Origin of the sequence: Agrobacterium sp. SORGH_AS_0440, from assembly GCF_031453135.1 — a bacterium.
GTDB classification, from domain to species: Bacteria; Pseudomonadota; Alphaproteobacteria; order Rhizobiales; family Rhizobiaceae; genus Agrobacterium; species Agrobacterium pusense.
Genome location: NZ_JAVIYR010000002.1, coordinates 1,039,639 through 1,057,107, shown reverse-complemented (window position 1 = coordinate 1,057,107; position 17,469 = coordinate 1,039,639). Strand labels below are relative to the sequence as shown.

The 17,469-nt window shown below is 59.3% G+C and carries 14 protein-coding genes and 1 pseudogene; 7 read left to right on the top strand and 8 right to left on the bottom strand.

From position 1 onward, the window contains the following. Positions 1–17 precede the first annotated feature (17 nt). Positions 18–1,511 carry a leucyl aminopeptidase gene (locus QE453_RS14475; protein ID WP_045534274.1) on the bottom strand — a complete coding sequence of 498 codons (1,494 nt, stop codon included), beginning with the start codon at positions 1,509–1,511 and terminating at the stop codon, positions 18–20. A 298-nt stretch (positions 1,512–1,809) separates the two neighbouring features. Between QE453_RS14475 and QE453_RS14470 the strand changes: the two are divergent. The 7 genes and pseudogenes from QE453_RS14470 to QE453_RS14440 all read left to right on the top strand — a co-directional run bounded on the left by QE453_RS14470 (position 1,810) and on the right by QE453_RS14440 (position 10,265). Beyond that, a pseudogene (locus QE453_RS14470) lies at positions 1,810–2,980 on the top strand (LptF/LptG family permease). After that, entirely contained in the window at positions 2,977–4,065 is a 1,089-nt protein-coding gene (gene lptG, locus QE453_RS14465; protein WP_004441073.1) for an LPS export ABC transporter permease LptG, read from the top strand. Before QE453_RS14470 ends, lptG begins: the two are co-directional and overlap by 4 nt. Continuing rightward, positions 4,066–6,447 carry an LPS-assembly protein LptD gene (locus QE453_RS14460; protein WP_045534209.1) on the top strand — a complete coding sequence of 794 codons (2,382 nt, stop codon included), beginning with the start codon at positions 4,066–4,068 and terminating at the stop codon, positions 6,445–6,447. A gap of 295 nt (positions 6,448–6,742) precedes the next feature. Continuing rightward, complete coding sequence (locus QE453_RS14455) at positions 6,743–7,690, top strand: peptidylprolyl isomerase (RefSeq protein WP_006700162.1); 948 nt, start codon at positions 6,743–6,745, stop codon at positions 7,688–7,690. Positions 7,691–7,716: 26 nt separating this feature from the next. Then, the gene (pdxA, locus tag QE453_RS14450; protein WP_045534272.1) at positions 7,717–8,739 is read left to right on the top strand and encodes a 4-hydroxythreonine-4-phosphate dehydrogenase PdxA; all 1,023 of its coding nucleotides are present in this window, start codon (positions 7,717–7,719) and stop codon (positions 8,737–8,739) included. After that, complete coding sequence (gene rsmA, locus QE453_RS14445; RefSeq protein WP_004441067.1) at positions 8,739–9,569, top strand: 16S rRNA (adenine(1518)-N(6)/adenine(1519)-N(6))-dimethyltransferase RsmA; 831 nt, start codon at positions 8,739–8,741, stop codon at positions 9,567–9,569. The genes pdxA and rsmA overlap by 1 nt, the downstream gene beginning before the upstream one ends. A 72-nt stretch (positions 9,570–9,641) precedes the next feature. Further along, positions 9,642–10,265, top strand: a complete 624-nt coding sequence (locus QE453_RS14440) for an alpha/beta hydrolase (RefSeq protein ID WP_184285389.1) — start codon at positions 9,642–9,644, stop codon at positions 10,263–10,265. A gap of 1 nt (position 10,266) precedes the next feature. On the opposite strand, the gene gmk is transcribed toward QE453_RS14440, so the two are convergent. The 7 genes from gmk to fabD all read right to left on the bottom strand — a co-directional run bounded on the left by gmk (position 10,267) and on the right by fabD (position 17,338). After that, positions 10,267–10,929 (bottom strand): guanylate kinase, encoded by a 663-nt coding sequence (gene gmk / locus QE453_RS14435; RefSeq protein WP_004441063.1) that lies wholly within the window; start codon positions 10,927–10,929, stop codon positions 10,267–10,269. Positions 10,930–10,933: 4 nt separating this feature from the next. Continuing rightward, a complete protein-coding gene (locus QE453_RS14430; RefSeq protein ID WP_006700159.1) occupies positions 10,934–11,821 on the bottom strand; it encodes a YicC/YloC family endoribonuclease in 888 nt (295 codons plus the stop codon). 71 nt (positions 11,822–11,892) lie between these two features. Beyond that, the gene (gene mltG, locus QE453_RS14425) at positions 11,893–13,113 is read right to left on the bottom strand and encodes an endolytic transglycosylase MltG (RefSeq protein ID WP_004441060.1); all 1,221 of its coding nucleotides are present in this window, start codon (positions 13,111–13,113) and stop codon (positions 11,893–11,895) included. Between the two features lie 363 nt (positions 13,114–13,476). After that, complete coding sequence (gene fabF / locus QE453_RS14420; protein ID WP_004441057.1) at positions 13,477–14,739, bottom strand: beta-ketoacyl-ACP synthase II; 1,263 nt, start codon at positions 14,737–14,739, stop codon at positions 13,477–13,479. Between the two features lie 244 nt (positions 14,740–14,983). Continuing rightward, a complete protein-coding gene (locus tag QE453_RS14415) occupies positions 14,984–15,220 on the bottom strand; it encodes an acyl carrier protein (protein ID WP_003502080.1) in 237 nt (78 codons plus the stop codon). Between the two features lie 350 nt (positions 15,221–15,570). Beyond that, on the bottom strand, positions 15,571–16,308 hold the full coding sequence (fabG, locus tag QE453_RS14410) for a 3-oxoacyl-[acyl-carrier-protein] reductase (protein WP_037088954.1): 738 nt from the start codon (positions 16,306–16,308) through the stop codon (positions 15,571–15,573). An 85-nt stretch (positions 16,309–16,393) separates the two neighbouring features. After that, on the bottom strand, positions 16,394–17,338 hold the full coding sequence (fabD, locus tag QE453_RS14405) for an ACP S-malonyltransferase (RefSeq protein WP_278067341.1): 945 nt from the start codon (positions 17,336–17,338) through the stop codon (positions 16,394–16,396). Between the last annotated feature and the right edge of the window lie 131 nt (positions 17,339–17,469).

The window sequence follows — 17,469 nt, the reverse complement described above, 5'->3', positions numbered from 1 at the left end:
GTGCCGCTCCGCTCGTCTCAATCTTCGTAATGGGCGCGAACGAGTTCGTTCAGAAGACGCACGCCGTAACCCGATCCCCAGGACTGGTTGATCTCGGTCAGCGGCGAGCCCATGGCTGTCCCGGCGATATCGAGATGCGCCCACGGTGTTTCACCCACGAAGCGCTTGAGGAACTGCGCAGCGGTGACGGAGCCCGCCAGGCGGCCCGAGCTGTTCTTCATGTCGGCAAATTTGGAATCGATGATCTTGTCGTAATCCTTGTGGAGCGGCATGCGCCACAGTTTTTCAGCCGTCACCTCGCCGGCCTGCGAAAGCCGCGTTGCCAGTTCATCGTCGTTGGAGAACAATCCGGCCTGCAGATTGCCGAGCGCCACGGTGATCGCGCCCGTCAGTGTTGCGAGATTGATCATGAATTTCGGATTGAAACGCTCCTTGGTGTACCAGAGCGCATCGGCCAGAACCAGCCGTCCTTCGGCGTCGGTATTGATGATCTCGATGGTCTGGCCGGACATGGAAGTCACGATGTCGCCGGGGCGCTGGGCGTTGCCATCAGGCATGTTCTCGACAAGGCCGATGACACCGATAACGTTTGCCTTGGCCTTGCGGGCCGCAAGCGCATGCATCAAGCCGGTTACGGCTGCAGCACCACCCATGTCACCCTTCATGTCTTCCATGTTGAGGCCGGGCTTCAGCGAAATGCCGCCGGTATCGAAAACGACCCCCTTGCCGACAAAGGCAACGGGTTCATCCTTTTTGGAGCCGCCGTTCCATTGCATGACCGCAAGCCGCGGCGGACGGGCCGAACCCTGCGCCACGCCGAGAAGGGCATTCATGCCAAGCTTCTTCAGTTCCTTTTCGCCAAGGACCTCCACCTCGACGCCGAGCTTGCGCAACTCTTCCGCCTTTTCGGCGAATTCGACCGGGCCGAGAACGTTCGGAGGGAGGTTGACGAGATCGCGCGCCAGTATAACGCCGCCCGCAACCGCCTCGGAGACGGCAAAAGCCTTTTCCGCTTCCTGATGGGCGGCCGTGACGATGATGATCTCCACCTTCTTCGGCGTCTTTTCGTCCTCGGACTTTTTCTTGGTCTTGTAAGCATCGAAGCTGTAGGCGCGCAGCAGAAGACCAAGCGCGAAATCCGCCGCCGCCTGAGCGCCAACCTCTACGCCCGGCGCATCGAGATAGACAACGACCTTGTCCGCCTTCTTGAAATGGGCAGCCGCCGTACCGCCGGCACGCAGCCAGTCATGGGCGACCAGCTTCGACGGCTTTCCGATTCCGATGACGAGCAGCCGGTCGGCAGCGGAACCCTGCGGCGCGATAACATCGAGCGTCGTCATGGATTTTGCGGAAAACCCCGCGATCTTCGCCGCCCTTTCGATCACACCACCCGGATCGGCTTCGGAAGCACCGGCGACGGCCTTCGCATCACCCGAGGCCTGCAGCATCACGGCCAGGGCATTTTCCAGCGAGGCGGAATTGGCGAAAGATATATCAAATTTGGCGGACATGTTTTCCTGCTCTTCTTCTACGACTTGCACGATGCGCATGATCATGGCCTTTTCGGCCCCGGGCGCAACCCCGCATTCTTTAAAGCCCCACAGCCGTTAAAGGAAATGCATTTTTAGTGAATGCGAACTCACGTCATGAAACCGACAGCTTGTTCCACAAAAAGACACAGGCGGCGGAAAAATTGTCGCGCAAAACATATTTGTGAGCCTGCCGGAATAGCCAATTGCAAACGATGCGATTAGATAGGCGGAAACTCGGCGAGCGATCGCAGGGAAAAACAATGTCGAACAGGGCCGTATGAAGCTTCTCGAGAACTATATCCTGCGGCGGACAACGCAGATGTTTCTGGTCGCGCTGTTGCCGGTGCTGGCCATCATCTGGACCATCCAGGTTCTCCAGAGAATCAATCTCGTGACCGATACGGGCCAGTCGATGGGTTCCTTCATGGCGCTCGCGACGATGATCCTGCCGACGCTCATTCCCGTCGTGCTGCCTTTCGCGCTCGTCATCGGCATCACCCAGATTTTCACGACGATGAACAATGATTCCGAGCTCGCGATCATCGATGCGGCCGGATCTCCGCGTTCGATCATGTATCGCCCGGTTCTCATTCTGGCCGCCGTCCTGAGCGCGCTTTCCTTCACCATCACCAATTTCGTCGAGCCGCCTGCCCGCAGTTCGGCCCGGCAGATGGTGGCTGCGGCCTATGCCGACCTTCTCTCCTCCGTGATCGAGGAGAAGACGTTCCGTACCATCCAGGACGGCCTTTACGTGCAGATTGCCCAACGGCAGGGCCGTATTCTCAAGGGACTGTTCGTTGCCGACCGCCGCGATCCGAATTTCGATCTCATTTATTATGCCAAGGAAGGCATGATCGACGAAAGCGGTACGTCGCTCACCATGCGCGACGGCGAGGTGCAGCAGAAGACGCCTGACGGCAAGGTCTCGATCGTCAAGTTCCTGTCCTATGCCTTCGACCTTTCGACCATGTCGGAAAAGCAGGATTCGGAGCCTTCGCTCTCTCCGGGCGACGCCAGCCTCGGTTTCCTTCTCTCGCCCGATGAAAACAATGCGAGCTCACAAGCGCTCGCCGGAGACGTTCCGCAGCGAATTGCACAAGCGACTGTCGGACTGGATGTTCGCCTTCTCTTTTGCGCTGATATCGCTGGTCATCGCCGCCGACGCCCGTTCGCACCGCGAGGCGCGCATGCATCCGATGGTCGCGGCGCTCGTGACGGCTTTCGTGCTTCGCTGGCTCGGTTTTTACGTCACGAACCAGGTGAAGCAGAGCGCAGCCTTCATTCCTCTGGTCTATGCCGTTCCGGGCCTCAGCGGTGCTGCGGCCGCCTTCGTGCTGATCACCGGCCGTAAACCGAAAATGCCGAGGATGGTAACCGATGCGGCGGGCCGGTTGCGCCGTCTCTTCTCCAGCCGGCTGGCGCGCAATTCGGGGAGCGGCAACGCATGATCTTCAACACGCTCGCTCGGTACTTTCTGAAACGATATCTCATCACGGCCATCTGGTTCGTGATCGGCGTATCCTCGATCATTTACCTTGCCGACTTCAGCGAAACGGCGCGGCGCATGTCCGGCCTGCCCGGCTATTCCGTTCCGGCCGCGCTTGGCCTGACAGCGCTTCGCCTGCCGTTGATCCTGCAGCAGACCATACCATTCATTGCGCTGTTCGTCGGCATGACGACGCTGATCTCGCTCAACCGGCGCTACGAACTGGTCGTGACGCGCGCCGCCGGCATTTCCGCCTGGCAGTTCATTCTCCCCTTCGTGCTCGGCGCGGTCCTCATCGGCATCCTGTCGGTCACTGTCCTGAACCCCATCGCAGCGTGGGGCCAGAACAAGTCGCTCGCCATGGAGGCCGGTCTGCGCAACGAAGCGGGCGGCGGACGCCAGCAGCAGATCATTCCGTGGATGCGCCAGTCGAGCGGCGGCCAGGATACGATCATCGGCGCCAAGAGCTTCGAAGACAACGGAACGATGCTTCTCGACGTGGTTCTCATCGACCTCGACAAGGACGGAAACATCGTCTCACGGAAGGATGCGAAGTCGGCTAAATTGGAAGATGGTTACTGGCTTCTTAACGGCGTTTCTGAAACGCGGGCCGGACATGTGCCAGTTCGGCAAGAGAGCATGCAGATCAGTACCAATCTGAGACGGGAATTCGTCCAAGAGCGCATGACACAGACGGAAACCGTTGCTTTCTTTGACCTTTCTCACAAGATCGAAGTTGCAAAGTCCTTTGGACTATCTTCAAAGGCGCTTGAGACGCAGTATCATTTCCTGCTATCGACGCCCCTGCTTCTGGTTGCGATGACCTTGATCGCCGCGACCGTTTCATTAAAGTTCAGCCGCTTCGCCCAGTCGCGCTCCGTGATTCTGGGTGGAATCGTTTCCGGCTTCGTGCTTTATGTAGTAACCGTGCTCGTAAGGGCATTCGGGAGTGGTGGTGTTGTCCCTCCCACCGTCGCGGTCTGGGTTCCAGTCATCGTGGCGTTGGCTTTGGGGGCAACCATTCTGCTTCATCAGGAGGACGGCTAAGTGGCGGTAATTGACCGCGGGAATATCAGGCGGCTTTGGACGGCCCTTCTGACAGGTGCCGCTGTGTGCGCGTATTTGGCATCCAGCCCGGTCGCTTTCGGCCAGGATGGTTTGCTTGCGTCGGCAAGCCAAGACGATTCGAAACTCCTGCTTACAGCAAATGAACTGACCTATAACCGCGATTCCCAGCGCGTCATCGCGAAGGGCGTGGTTCGCATGAAATATTCGGGCTACCGTATGGTGGCCCAGCAAGTGGAATATAACCAGCAGACCGGTCGCGTGGTCGCCCATGGCAACATCGAGCTGATCGAGCCGGGCGGCAACAAGATCTATGCCGACGAGATGGACGTGACCGACGACTTCGGTCAGGGCTTCGTCAACGCATTGCGCGTCGAGACCACGGACAATACCCGTATTGCCGGGGAAAGCGCCGAGCGCCTTGAAGGCGACCTGATGGTCCTCAACAACGGTGTCTACACCGCGTGTCTGCCCTGCGCCGAGCGCCCGGAAAAGGCGCCGCTGTGGCAGGTAAAGGCCGAGCGCGTCATTCAGGACGGCAAGACCCATACGGTGCGGCTGGAAAAAGCACGTCTGCAGCTTTTCGGCCATTCGATCGCCTATATCCCGTTCCTGACGGTGCCGGACAATACGGTGAAGCGGAAGTCGGGCTTCCTGTTCCCGCAGATGAGCATGACCAACAAGCTCGGCTTCGGTATCGGTGTCCCCTATTTCCAGGTTCTTTCCGATACGTCCGACCTCACGGTCACACCGACCTACTACACAAAACAGGGCCTGCTTCTTCAGGCTGAGTTGCGCCAGCGTTTCGAAACCGGCATGCACACGCTGACGATCGCCGGCATCAGCCAGCAGTCCTCGGATACGTTCATTGCCGGAACGAGTGACGCGCTGAACGATCAGCGCGGCATGGTTGCCAGCAAGGGCGATTTCAGCATCAACCCGCGCTGGGCCTTCGGCTGGGACGCCATGGTGCAGTCGGATAACAATTTTTCGCGTACCTACAGCCTGAAAGGCTACAAGAACGACGTCCAGACCAATCAGATTTATCTGACAGGCACTGGCGAACGTAACAGCTTCGACGCCCGCGGTTATTACTTCAACGTTCAGGACACGGATAATTCCGAGCTCAAGGAACGTAAGCAGGCGATCGTTCATCCGGTCGTTGACTATCGTTACTTCCTGCCGGATCCGATCTATGGCGGCGAGCTCTCGCTGACCACGAACTTCACGAGCATCAGCCGTTCGACGCAGGATTCCTACGCGATGGGCGGCTTCCCGCGCTTCAACGGTCTGGAAGGCTCTTACACGCGCTGGACCACGGAAGCGGAATGGAAGCGCACCATCACGATGGATAGCGGTCTTCAGATCACGCCGATCCTTGCGGCGCGCGGCGACGCGTTGTGGACCGACATGACTGCGGCAAGCTTCACCTCCGGCGGCACATCCTATGCCTATGAAGGCATGATCCATGACGATGCTGCCTTGCGCGGCATGGTCACCGGTGGCCTTGAGGTGCGTTATCCCTGGCTGTTCACGGCTCTCAACAGCAGCCACGTGATCGAGCCCATCGCGCAGATTTTCGTGCGGCCGAACGAGCAATATTCTGGTCGTTTCCCGAACGAGGACTCACAAGCCTTTGTGTTCGACGCCACAAACCTGTTTGAGCGCGACAAATTTTCGGGCTTCGACCGGATCGAAGGCGGCACACGAGCCAATCTCGGCTTCCGTTACAACGGTACTTTCGACAATGGTTACGGTGTTCGCGCCATTGCTGGCCAGTCCTTCCATCTCGCTGGCGATAATTCCTTCGCCTCCTATGATCTTCTGAATGTCGGCGCCGATTCCGGCCTCGAATCCGATCGTTCGGATTATGTCGCCATGGCTGCATTCGATGCACCTATCGGTCTTTCGCTGTCCTCGAGCCTGCGTCTCGACAAGGACAATTTCGAAATCAACCGGTCTGAAACGGGCATCAGCTATTCGGATCGCCGCATCAACGGCAGGCTCAGCTATACGCAGGTCAAGGCGCAGCCGAAATACGGCTATAACGAAGACCGCGATATCATCCAGGCATCCGGTTCACTGCGCATGGACGATAACTGGTCGCTGTTCGGCTCGATCAACTACGATCTGAACGGCAAGTTTGCCGCCGAACGCCGGATTGGCATCGCCTATCAGGACGAATGCACGATCTTGACGGTCAGCTATTCCGACGAAGGCAATGTCAACTCCAGCCGCCAGGCCGCCAATGACTGGTCCATCAACGCCCGTCTTGCCTTCCGTACCCTTGGCGATATCAGCGTCGGCTCCGCGAACGAAGACTGGAACGACATGGATATTGGCTGGAAGCCGAACAATTACTGAGTTTAAAGGCGGGCCGCACAGCATTGTGGCCTGCCTTTTTGCTATCAGACCAGTAGTAGTCACGGTTTTGCCGCAACACCGCGCCAGTGTCGACCCGGCATGACAGTATCGGGTTTCTTTCAACAAACCGACACATTGCCGTTTTGCGGATCACGATGATATATACGTGGCAAATTCGCGGTGCGGATGCACATGTGCAGGTCTGAAAGGCGGGGGAAGGCAAAATCCCTGTTACCAGACGAACAGATTGGCGGGACAGGGCAACAGGACCCTGCCTGACGAAAGGGAGAAGGATATGATGAATTTCGGAAAGTCGGCTTTGCGTGGCGCTGCTTTTGCCTTTGCGATATTCGCCGTTCCCATGGCCATCGTGCCTTATGCCGGTCAGGCCTTTGCCGATAACACCGTGAAGATCGTCGTCAACAAGACCCCGATCACCAATGACGACATTTCCAAGCGCGTCGCCTTCCTGAAGCTGCAGCGCCAGTCCGGCAACCTCAATGAAAAGGCGCGTGAGCAACTCGTCGATGAAGCGCTGAAGCGCGAAGAAATCGCCCGCGTCAAAATGTCGGTCAGTACGGAGGATGTCGATGCTGCCTTCGCGCGATTTGCTGGCAACAACAAGATGAAGCCGGAGCAGTTGACGAAGGTGCTGGCGCAGGCGGGTGTTGGCGCGGACCACTTCAAGGCCTTCATCGCCGTTCAGATGAGTTGGCCGCGCCTTGTGAACGCCCGTTATGGCGCGCGCGGCAAGATGTCAACGCAGGATCTGGTCACCCGCCTGAAGGAGCGAGGCGACAAACCGGTCACCACGGAATATTTCCTGCAGCAGGTTATCTTCGTTATCCCGGAAGCAAAGCGCAACGCCATCACTGGCAAGCGCAAGGCGGAGGCTGAAGCCTCGCGCAAACGTTATCCCGGCTGCGACCAGGCGATGAGCTTTGCCGCGACCATGCGTGATGTGGCAATCAAGGACCTCGGCCGCATTCTGGCGCCTGAGCTGCCGGAAGACTGGAAGGCTCTGGTAGAAAAGACCAAGGAAGGCGGCACCACCGGCACACGCGTGACCGAAAAGGGCGTCGAATATCTGGCCATCTGCAAGCAGCGCCAGGTTTCCGACGACTATGCGGCGGAAATGGTGTTCAAGTCCGAAGACCTGATGAAGGCCAAGGAAGGCGAAAACCCGAACGAAAAGAAGTACATGGATGAGCTGCGCAAGAAGGCGCAGATCGTCAACACCTGATATTGATACAAGAGCCGGGTCTTTCCGTGACATATGCATCCCTGCCGCTTGCCCTGACACAGGGAGATCCAGCCGGTATCGGCCCCGATATCGCCATTACCGCCTGGGCGAAGCGCCGGGAAAACGGTGTGTCCCCCTTCATCTTCATCGGCGACCCCGATGTGGTGGCAAGCCGCGCGGCGCTGATCGGCGTGCCGCTCAATATCGAGACCTGCGATGCGGACAGTGCCGTTGGCCTTTTCGAAAACGCGTTTCCGATCTTACCTCTTTCCGTCGGCTTCGACGTGCAGGCGGGGCAACCGCATGTCGGCGCTGCCCATGCCACAATCAAGGCCATCGAAACCGCCGTTTCGCTGACGGTCGAGGGCAAGGCTGCGGCCGTTGTCACCAATCCCATCGCGAAATCGGTGCTTTACGAGGCTGGCTTCGGTTTCCCCGGTCATACGGAGTTTCTGGCTGATCTCGCCTTCCGCCAGACCGGTGAACAAGTCACGCCTGTCATGATGATCGCCGGCCCCAAGGTCCGTGTCGTGCCGGTGACGATCCATATTCCCGTGAAAGATGTGCCGGCCGCCCTGACGGAAGAATTGATCGTCACGACCTGCCGGATCATCGATGCCGATCTGCGACGGAAATTCGGCATTGAGGCTCCGCGTCTGGCGGTTGCCGGGCTGAACCCGCACGCGGGTGAAGACGGCGCACTCGGCACGGAGGATCGCGATATCGTTCACCCCGCGACCATGCGGCTGCGCAAGGACGGGATCGATGCGTTCGGTCCCCTGCCCGCCGACACCATGTTCCACGATGCCGCCCGCAAGCGTTATGACGTGGCAGTGTGCATGTATCACGATCAGGCGCTCATTCCCGCCAAGGCGCTGGGCTTCGACGATTCGGTCAACGTCACACTCGGGCTGCCCTTCATCCGCACCTCGCCAGACCATGGCACTGCCTTTGGTATTGCCGGCCAGGGCATCGCCAATGAGGCGAGCCTCGTGGCGGCACTCAAGATGGCGGCGGACATTTCCCTTCGCAGCCGGGCCGGCGCATAATGGCGGCCATCGACGGACTACCACCGCTACGGGACGTCATCCAGCGCCACGGGCTCGACGCGAAGAAATCGCTCGGACAGAACTTCCTGTTCGACCTCAACCTTACCCAGAAGATCGCCAGAACGGCGGGACCGCTCGAAGGTGTGACTGTCATTGAGGTCGGGCCCGGTCCCGGCGGCCTCACCCGCGCTATACTTTCGCTCGGGGCGAAAAAGGTCATTGCCGTCGAACGGGACAGTCGCTGCCTGCCGGCACTGGCGGAAATCGAGGCGCATTATCCCGGACGGCTTGAGGTCATAGAGGGAGACGCCCTGCAGACCGATTTCGAGGCTCTGGTCCCCGTCGGCGAGCCGGTGCGCATCATCGCCAACCTGCCTTACAATGTCGGCACGCAATTGCTGGTCAATTGGCTTCTGCCGAAGCAATGGCCGCCCTTCTGGCTCTCCATGACGCTGATGTTCCAGAAGGAAGTCGGGCAGCGCATCGTGGCGGAAGAAGGCGACAACCATTATGGCCGCCTTGGCGTTCTCGCCGGCTGGCGTACGGTTGCCGAAATGGCCTTTGATGTCCCGCCACAGGCCTTCAGCCCGCCACCGAAGGTAACCTCCACCGTCGTGCATCTGCTGCCGAAGGACAAGCCGCTGCCCTGCGATGTCGCCAAGCTCGAAAAAGTGACCGAAGCCGCCTTCGGTCAGCGCCGCAAGATGTTGCGCCAGAGCGTGAAAAGCCTTGGCGGCGAGGCGCTGCTGGAAAAGGCTGGTATCGATCCCACGCGCCGGGCGGAAACGCTCTCAGTGGAGGAATTCGTGACACTGGCGAATTGCCTGTAACATCTGGCAGATGTTCGCCGTTCCGAACGGAAGCAACGGTTCCTGGACACCTGCGAATGGAGGAGCAAGTGCGTGGAGAATGCCGGTTTTCACTATAAGCTTGATATTCCCGCTGAAACGCCGGATTGCGCTGTCATCTTGCTGCATGGATCGGGACGAACGGAAGACGACCTCATTTCTTTTGGCCGCGCCGTCTTTCCCAAGGGGGCGTTATATGCGCCGAGGGGCGCGGTTCCCTGGGAGAATGGTTTCGCATTTTTTCGCAGAAAACCCGACAGAGAACTCGATATCGACGATCTGAAACATCAGGCAACCAGACTGTGCGGCTTTGTTGCCTTTGTATGTCAGCAGACGGCGCAAGAACCCCTTCTCGTCGGATACTCGAACGGCGCGATCATCGCGGCTGAAACCATGTGCCGGGCGCATCATCTGTCGAAAGGCGCCATCCTGCTTCGTCCGTTGTCTCCGAGAAAAGACCAGCCTCTTCCGAACCTCGCGGGGTACCCCGTACTTCTGCTTGCAGGCGTCAACGACGACCGGCGTCACCCCTCCGACGCTCCGCATTTGGCCGAGCAACTGGTCTCAGCCGGCGCTGATGCCGTGCTCGAAACGATCAATACAGGTCATGGCTGGGCGGAAGACGCGGCGGACGAGCGATTGTCACGGCGATGGCTGGCGCGCGGACTCATCGCATAAATCAGAGCTTCGGCTCTTCCTCCAGCAAAGCCCGCACGAAATCGAACATGCCATGGCGGCGGTCTCGGCGGACGCGTTCGGCTTTGACGATTGCTTCGACGGCCTCGAAAGCCGCCTGCAGGTCGTCATTGAGGATGACGTAGTCATAGTCGCGCCAGTGCTCGATTTCGGCGCGGGAATTGAGGAGCCGCGTCTTGATCACCTCTTCGGTGTCTTCGGCGCGGCGGTGCAGGCGCGATTGCAGTTCGGTCATGGTCGGCGGCAGGATGAAGATCGAGACCACGTCTGCCTTCATCTTGTCCTGCAACTGCTCGGCACCCTGCCAGTCGATGTCGAACAGCATGTCGCGGCCGGCGGCCATGGCATCTTCCACCGGCTCGCGCGGCGTGCCGTAGAAATTGCCGTGAACCTCGGCCCATTCCAGCAATTCCTCATTATCACGCATGCGCTCGAAATCGCGCTTGGAGATGAAGTGGTAGTGAATGCCCTCGATCTCGCTCTGCCGGCGAGCGCGTGTGGTGACGCTGACGGAAAGGCTGATATTCTTGTCTTTCTCAAGCAGGTTGCGCGCGATCGTGGATTTGCCCGCGCCGGAAGGCGAAGAAATCACCAGCATCAGCCCCCTGCGGGCGATCGTGACGGGAGAAATATTCACCGGGGCCATGGGTCTACTCCAGATTTTGGACCTGCTCGCGGAACTGGTCGATAACCACTTTCAGCTCTATACCTGCTGCGGTTACCGCACTGGCGTTCGATTTGGAACAGATTGTATTCGACTCACGGTTAAATTCCTGTGCAAGAAAATCGAGCTTGCGGCCAGCCGGACCGCCATTGGCCAAAAGCTCCCGAGAGGCCTGCACATGGGCATGCAGCCGATCGATCTCTTCGCGCAGATCCGCCTTGGTGGCGATCAGCGCCGCCTCGGCATGAAGGCGGTCACGATCAAGCCCGTGCATGCCATCGCCAATCAGCGCAATCTGCTGAGCAAGCCTCGCCGCGATCTGCTCCGGGTGACGGGAGGGATCGCTTTCAATGATGTTCACAAGCTGCTCGATCCGGTCGATATGACCGGAAAGGATGGCGAACAGAGATGCCCCTTCCCGCTCGCGCATGTCCTTCAGCTTTTCGACTGCAACAGCGAAGCCAGCCAGCACATCGCCGTTGCGCGCAGCCAGCGCCTCCGCATCGTCTTCCGCCTCGCGAAAATCGACCAGACCGCGCAACGTAAGCAGCGTATCGAAGCTCAATGGCTTGTCGTCGACGACATCGCCCAGTTCCTTCTTGAGCGCCAGAACCGCGGCGAGAGCATCGCGATTGATGACAGCCTCGAGCCGGTTCTCGGCAACTGAGAGCGCCAGTCCCGCCTGGATATTGCCGCGGGAAAGATGCGCCCCCGCGATTTCCCTCAGCCCGGTTTCCAAAGCTTCCAGACCGGCAGGCAGACGCAGGCGCAGATCCAGCCCCTTGCCGTTTACCGAGCGTAATTCCCACGCCCAGCGGTAGCGGCCGGAGGTGCCTTCGCTGCGCGCGAAGCCGGTCATCGATTGCAACGTCATATATGGAATCCCCCCGTCACGCCGCACGAAACCGGGCCTTGTGGTCACAAGGCCCGGCCGTGATTTATCAGTTAGTTATTGGCCGGTTTTTCCGCCTCTGCACCACCGGGCTGACCATCCACGACAACTTCGGGATTCGCTCCGGCAGCCGCCTTTTCTGCCTCGATTTTGCGCCAGCGGCGCACATTGGCATTGTGCTCGTCCAGCGTCTTTGCGAACACATGACCGCCCGTACCATCGGCCACGAAATAAAGATCATCCGTGCGCCATGGGTTGGCAACCGCCTCCAGTGCGGCCCGGCCGGGATTGGCGATGGGCGATGGTGGCAAGCCTTTGATCACGTAAGTGTTGAACGGCGTCTGTTTCTGGAGATCCGATTGATAAATCGGCCTATCCGAAGGTTTGCCGTCGCCGCCGAACAGACCATAGATGATCGTCGGGTCGGATTGCAGACGCATGCCCTTTTTCAGGCGGTTGTAGAAGACCGAGGCAACATGGGCGCGCTCGTCATCCTTGCCGGTTTCCTTTTCGACGATCGAGGCCAGCGTCACGAACTCCTCGACGGTCTTGATCGGCAGGTCGGGATCACGCCGTTCCCAGATCATGTCGATCAGCTTGTCCTGCGCCGCGCTCATCTGATTGATGATTTCTTCGCGCTTGGTGCCACGGGTGAAGCGGTAAGTATCCGGACGCAGACTACCCTCCGGTGGCAAGGTGGCGGGAAGTTCACCATCCAGAACCTCGTCGGCAGCAAGGCGGGCGAACATCTGCTTGACCGTCAACCCTTCAGGCAGCGACACGGAATAAAGGATCGACTTGCCCGATTCCAGCAGCATCAGGATGTCCTTCATCGATGCGCCGGCCTTGATCTCATATTCGCCGGTCTTCAACGTCTGGTCCTTTTGCAGATAGCTTCCGGCCATCAGACGGAAAACGCGTGCGTTGGAAATGATGTCATTGCGCTCGAGATTATTGGCGATCTCAATGAGACCGGCACCATTACGCACGGTGAAATGTGTATTCGTTTCAAGCGGCCCCGGCTCCTGAAACGCATTGATCATGTAATAAAAGGCGGCGATCGCCAGGACGCAAACGGCAACGGCAAGCGTCATCAGGAAGTTCAGGAAGATGACAAGCTGGCCATGGGCCTTGCGGGAGCGCTTCGGCGGCGCCGGCACCTTTTCCGGCCGCAAGGCTTCCGTCGGGGATTTCGGAATGATCGGACCGCGATTGCCTTCGCCCGCGCCGTTTTGTCCGTATGGTCCCTGGCTGTTCTGGTTCGTGTCGCTCACCGTCGGTCCTTTTCAGTTCGGCGTTGTCAGCGCTTTTTGCGCAGGTAATGCGGCAAAAACAGGTTCGGAATGGCTTCCTGCACCACATAAAGACACCGTGAAGCCTTCTTGTTCTACCTCACGAATATCACCTCGGACAAAGCCGATGGGGGAAAGATACCTGTGGTCCGAAATCGAGCAGACCGGCAAACTCTCCCAATCAATGACTACAATATCGGCGCGAAAACCGGAATGGCTTTCGCAAGCCGAACCACGTTCTTCTAAGGAAAGAACATTCTTTTAAAGCGTCCGGCAGGAGAGCGCCGCACCGCCGGGGACGGTATGCGGCGCGGACGCCATCGCGACGGCCACAGCCGCCGCGACTTACGCTTCGTAACGGCGCAGCACGAGGGAGGCGTTTGTGCCACCGAAGCCGAAGGAATTCGAAAGCGCCACATTGACCTGCCGCTTGCGCGCCTTGTGCGGCACAAGATCGATCTTGGTCTCGACATCGGGATTGTCGAGATTCAGCGTCGGCGGAACGATGTTGTCGCGGATTGCAAGCGTAGCGAAGATCGCCTCTATGGCGCCCGCCGCACCGAGCAGATGGCCGGTGGCCGACTTGGTGGAAGACATGGAAATCTTCGAGGCCGATTCGCCGACAAGACGCTCGACAGCTCCAAGCTCAATGGTATCGGCCATGGTGGATGTGCCGTGGGCATTGATATAGTCGATATCGTCAGGCGTCAGACCCGCCCGCTTCAGCGCCATCGACATGCAGCGGTAGGCGCCTTCGCCATCTTCGGACGGCGCCGTGATGTGATAGGCATCACCAGAAAGGCCGTAACCGACCACTTCCGCATAGATCTTCGCGCCGCGCGCCTTGGCGTGCTCCAGCTCTTCCAGAACGACGATGCCAGCACCCTCGCCCATGACGAAACCATCGCGGTCGCGATCATAAGGGCGCGAGGCTTTTTCCGGATTGTCATTGTGCTGGGTGGAAAGGGCCTTGCAGGCCGCAAAACCGGCAAGCGCGATGCGGCAGACCGGCGATTCGGCGCCACCGGCGACCATGACATCGGCATCGCCGAGGGCGATCAACCGGGCGGCGTCGCCGATAGCGTGCGCCCCGGTCGAGCAGGCCGTCACCACGGCATGGTTCGGTCCGCGCAGTTTGTGGCGGATGGAAACCTGGCCGGATACGAGATTGATCAGGCGGCCGGGAATGAAAAACGGGGAAATGCGACGCGGGCCCTTGTCGCGCAGCGTATAGCCGGCCTCGACGATGCCTTCCAGACCACCGATGCCGGAGCCGATCAGAACGCCGGTCGCGATCTGGTCTTCATCGGTCTCAGGATGCCAGTCTGCATCAGCAAGCGCCATGTCGGCGGCAGCCATGCCATACAGGATGAAGGGATCGATCTTGCGCTGTTCCTTCGGCTCCATCCAGTCATCGGCATTGAAGGTGCCATTGGAACCATCGCCCACGGGAATGCGGCAGGCGATCTTTGCAGGAAGGTCTTCAACTTCGAATTCAGTCACGAGACGGGCGCCGTTCTGGCCGGCCAACAGCCGCTCCCAGGTCACTTCCGTTCCACATCCAAGAGGAGATACCATGCCGGTACCGGTGATAACGACACGCCTCATCGCCAATGCTCCGCCCTTATCCAAATCATCGGTCTTCTGCGACATCGGGCACCACGGGGTGTTCACGCAATGGCGCAGCATTTCAAAATCACGGCATGAGACTCGCGGCTACCGTTCCGGGCCGTAACCTCATGCATCGCCGGAAACGAGCACCTGTCGGAGCACGTGCCACCGGCCGATAAAACATTGGCCCGGACAAGCCGGGCCAAGACGGGAGGATATTGCACCTCCCCATGCGGGTCGATCAGGCCTGGGCCTTTTCGATGAACTTGACAGCGTCGCCGACGGTCAGGATCGAATCCGCAGCGTCGTCGGGAATTTCAACGCCAAATTCTTCTTCGAAAGCCATGACCAGTTCAACGGTATCGAGCGAATCAGCGCCCAGATCGTCAATGAAGCTGGCGCCTTCAACAACCTTGTCGGCGTCAACGCCAAGATGATCAATTACAATTTTCTTTACGCGTTCTGCGATATCGCTCATGTCGGTTTCCTCGACCTTTATTTTGAAGGGAATGCCTCGCGGCACCCTGCCCTGTTAGAAGCCCTCATGCGCCGTTCAAATCCGGCACTGCGGGCAAACCCGTTCAACCCGGTCCAAGCTAGACATCGTCACGCAAAATCGCAACGGCTTCCTGTCTCTCCGGGACGACTGTTCACAGTCTTGGCCCGCTTAACATGGTTTCAATCGGTCGAAAAGCCTGAAAACGCGCTAAGCACAGCGTATGACAGGCAATTTCGCCGAAAACCGGTCAGCGGGGCCTTGCGGCGCCAGCTACCCAAGAAGGTGCTTAAACAGCGCCGCAATCCTTTTCATGACGGACTTGCGTGCCGTCAGATCATCGCCATGCCGCCGTTGACGTGCAGGGTCTGGCCGGTCATGTAGGCCGCCTCGTTGGAAGCGAGATAAAGCACGGCAGAGGCGACTTCGGCACCCGTGCCCATGCGCTTCATGGGAATGGCACCCATGATGGCGTCTTTCTGCTTGTCGTTCAGCTTGCCGGTCATGGCGCTTTCGATGAAGCCCGGAGCTACGCAGTTGACGGTAACGTTGCGGGTGGCGATTTCCTGCGCCAGCGACTTGGAAAAGCCGATCATGCCGGCCTTGGAGGCGCAATAGTTCGCCTGGCCGGGATTGCCGGTAACGCCGACGATGGAGGTGATGTTGATGATGCGGCCAAAACGGCGGCGCATCATCGGATGCGTCAGTTCGCGCGTCAGGCGGAACATCGCCGTCAGGTTCACTTCAATGACGTTGTCCCAGTCCTCGTCGCTCATGCGCACGAAGAGGCCGTCCTTGGTGATGCCGGCATTGTTGACGAGAATATCGACGCCTTCCAGCTCGGCTTCAGCCTTTTCACCGAGTGCCTTGACCTCGGCGCGGTCGGCGAGGTTGGCCGGGAAAATCTTGACGCGGTCGCCAAGTTCCGTCGCCAGCGCCTCAAGCTTTTCAACGCGGGTGCCGTGCAGGCCGACAGTTGCGCCCTGTTTGTGCAGAAGGCGGGCGATTTCTTCGCCAATGCCGCCGGTCGCGCCGGTTACGAGGGCCTTGCGGCCTGTCAGATCAAACATGTCCTATTCCTTCTTTAGAGCTTCGGACTGAAAATGTTGAGCGTTGTTGCGCCCTGAGGAATGCGGCTGCGGGAGAAATCCCGCCTCAGCCGATAAGCGTGGCGAGAAGCTGATCGATATCGGCAGCACCGTTGACGGCAACGCCATTCACCGTCTTGTCGATACGGCGGGCAAGGCCCGTCAGCACCTTGCCGGAACCGATTTCGTAAAGCTGGGTCACGTTGTTGGCGGCGAACCATTCCACCGTCTCACGCCAGCGCACCTGGCCCGTCACCTGCTCGACCAGCAGGCCGGCGATCTCGTTGGCGTCGGAAACGGGGGCGGCACGCACATTGGCGATGACAGGAACGACCGGATTGTGCTTTTCGACTTTGGCCAGCGCCTCGCGCATGGCTTCCGCCGCCGGCGCCATCAGCGCGGAGTGGAAGGGAGCGGAGACCGGCAGCATGATGGCGCGCTTGGCGCCCTTTTCGGAAGCGATTGCCGCTGCCTTTTCGACAGCCGCCTTGCTGCCTGATATAACCAGCTGGCCACCGCCATTGTCGTTGGCGATCTGGCACACGCCGAGAATGCCGGCCTCATCGCAAATGCCGGAAACGGCATCGTGCTCAAGCCCGATGATTGCGGCCATCGCGCCCTCACCCACCGGCACGGCGGCCTGCATGGCATTGCCGCGGATGCGCAGAAGACGGGCGGTATCGGCAACCGAGAAAGTACCGGCGGCACAGAGCGCCGAATATTCGCCGAGGGAGTGGCCCGCGACATAAGAAACAGTATCGGACAGTTTTAATCCACGCGCCTCAAGAACGCGCATGACCGCCATGGAGACGGCCATGAGGGCCGGCTGGGCATTGGCCGTCAGCGTCAGCGTCTCTTCAGGGCCGTTCCACATGATGTCGGAAAGCTTCTGGTCGAGCGCTTCGTCGACTTCCTGAAACACGGCGCGTGCTTCCGGATAGGTATCCGCCAGCTCCTTGCCCATGCCAACAGCCTGGCTTCCCTGACCGGGAAATGTGAATGCAATACCCATGGGATGTCGTCCTTCTTGTCTGGCCTTGCCTTTATTCTTGTCGACTTCCATTCACATTCCCACCAGCGAAGTCAAGGCTTGAGGCCGCCTGCCGGCCCGGTGTGAGGGGTTTTGTCGTGCTGTTTTCCCCT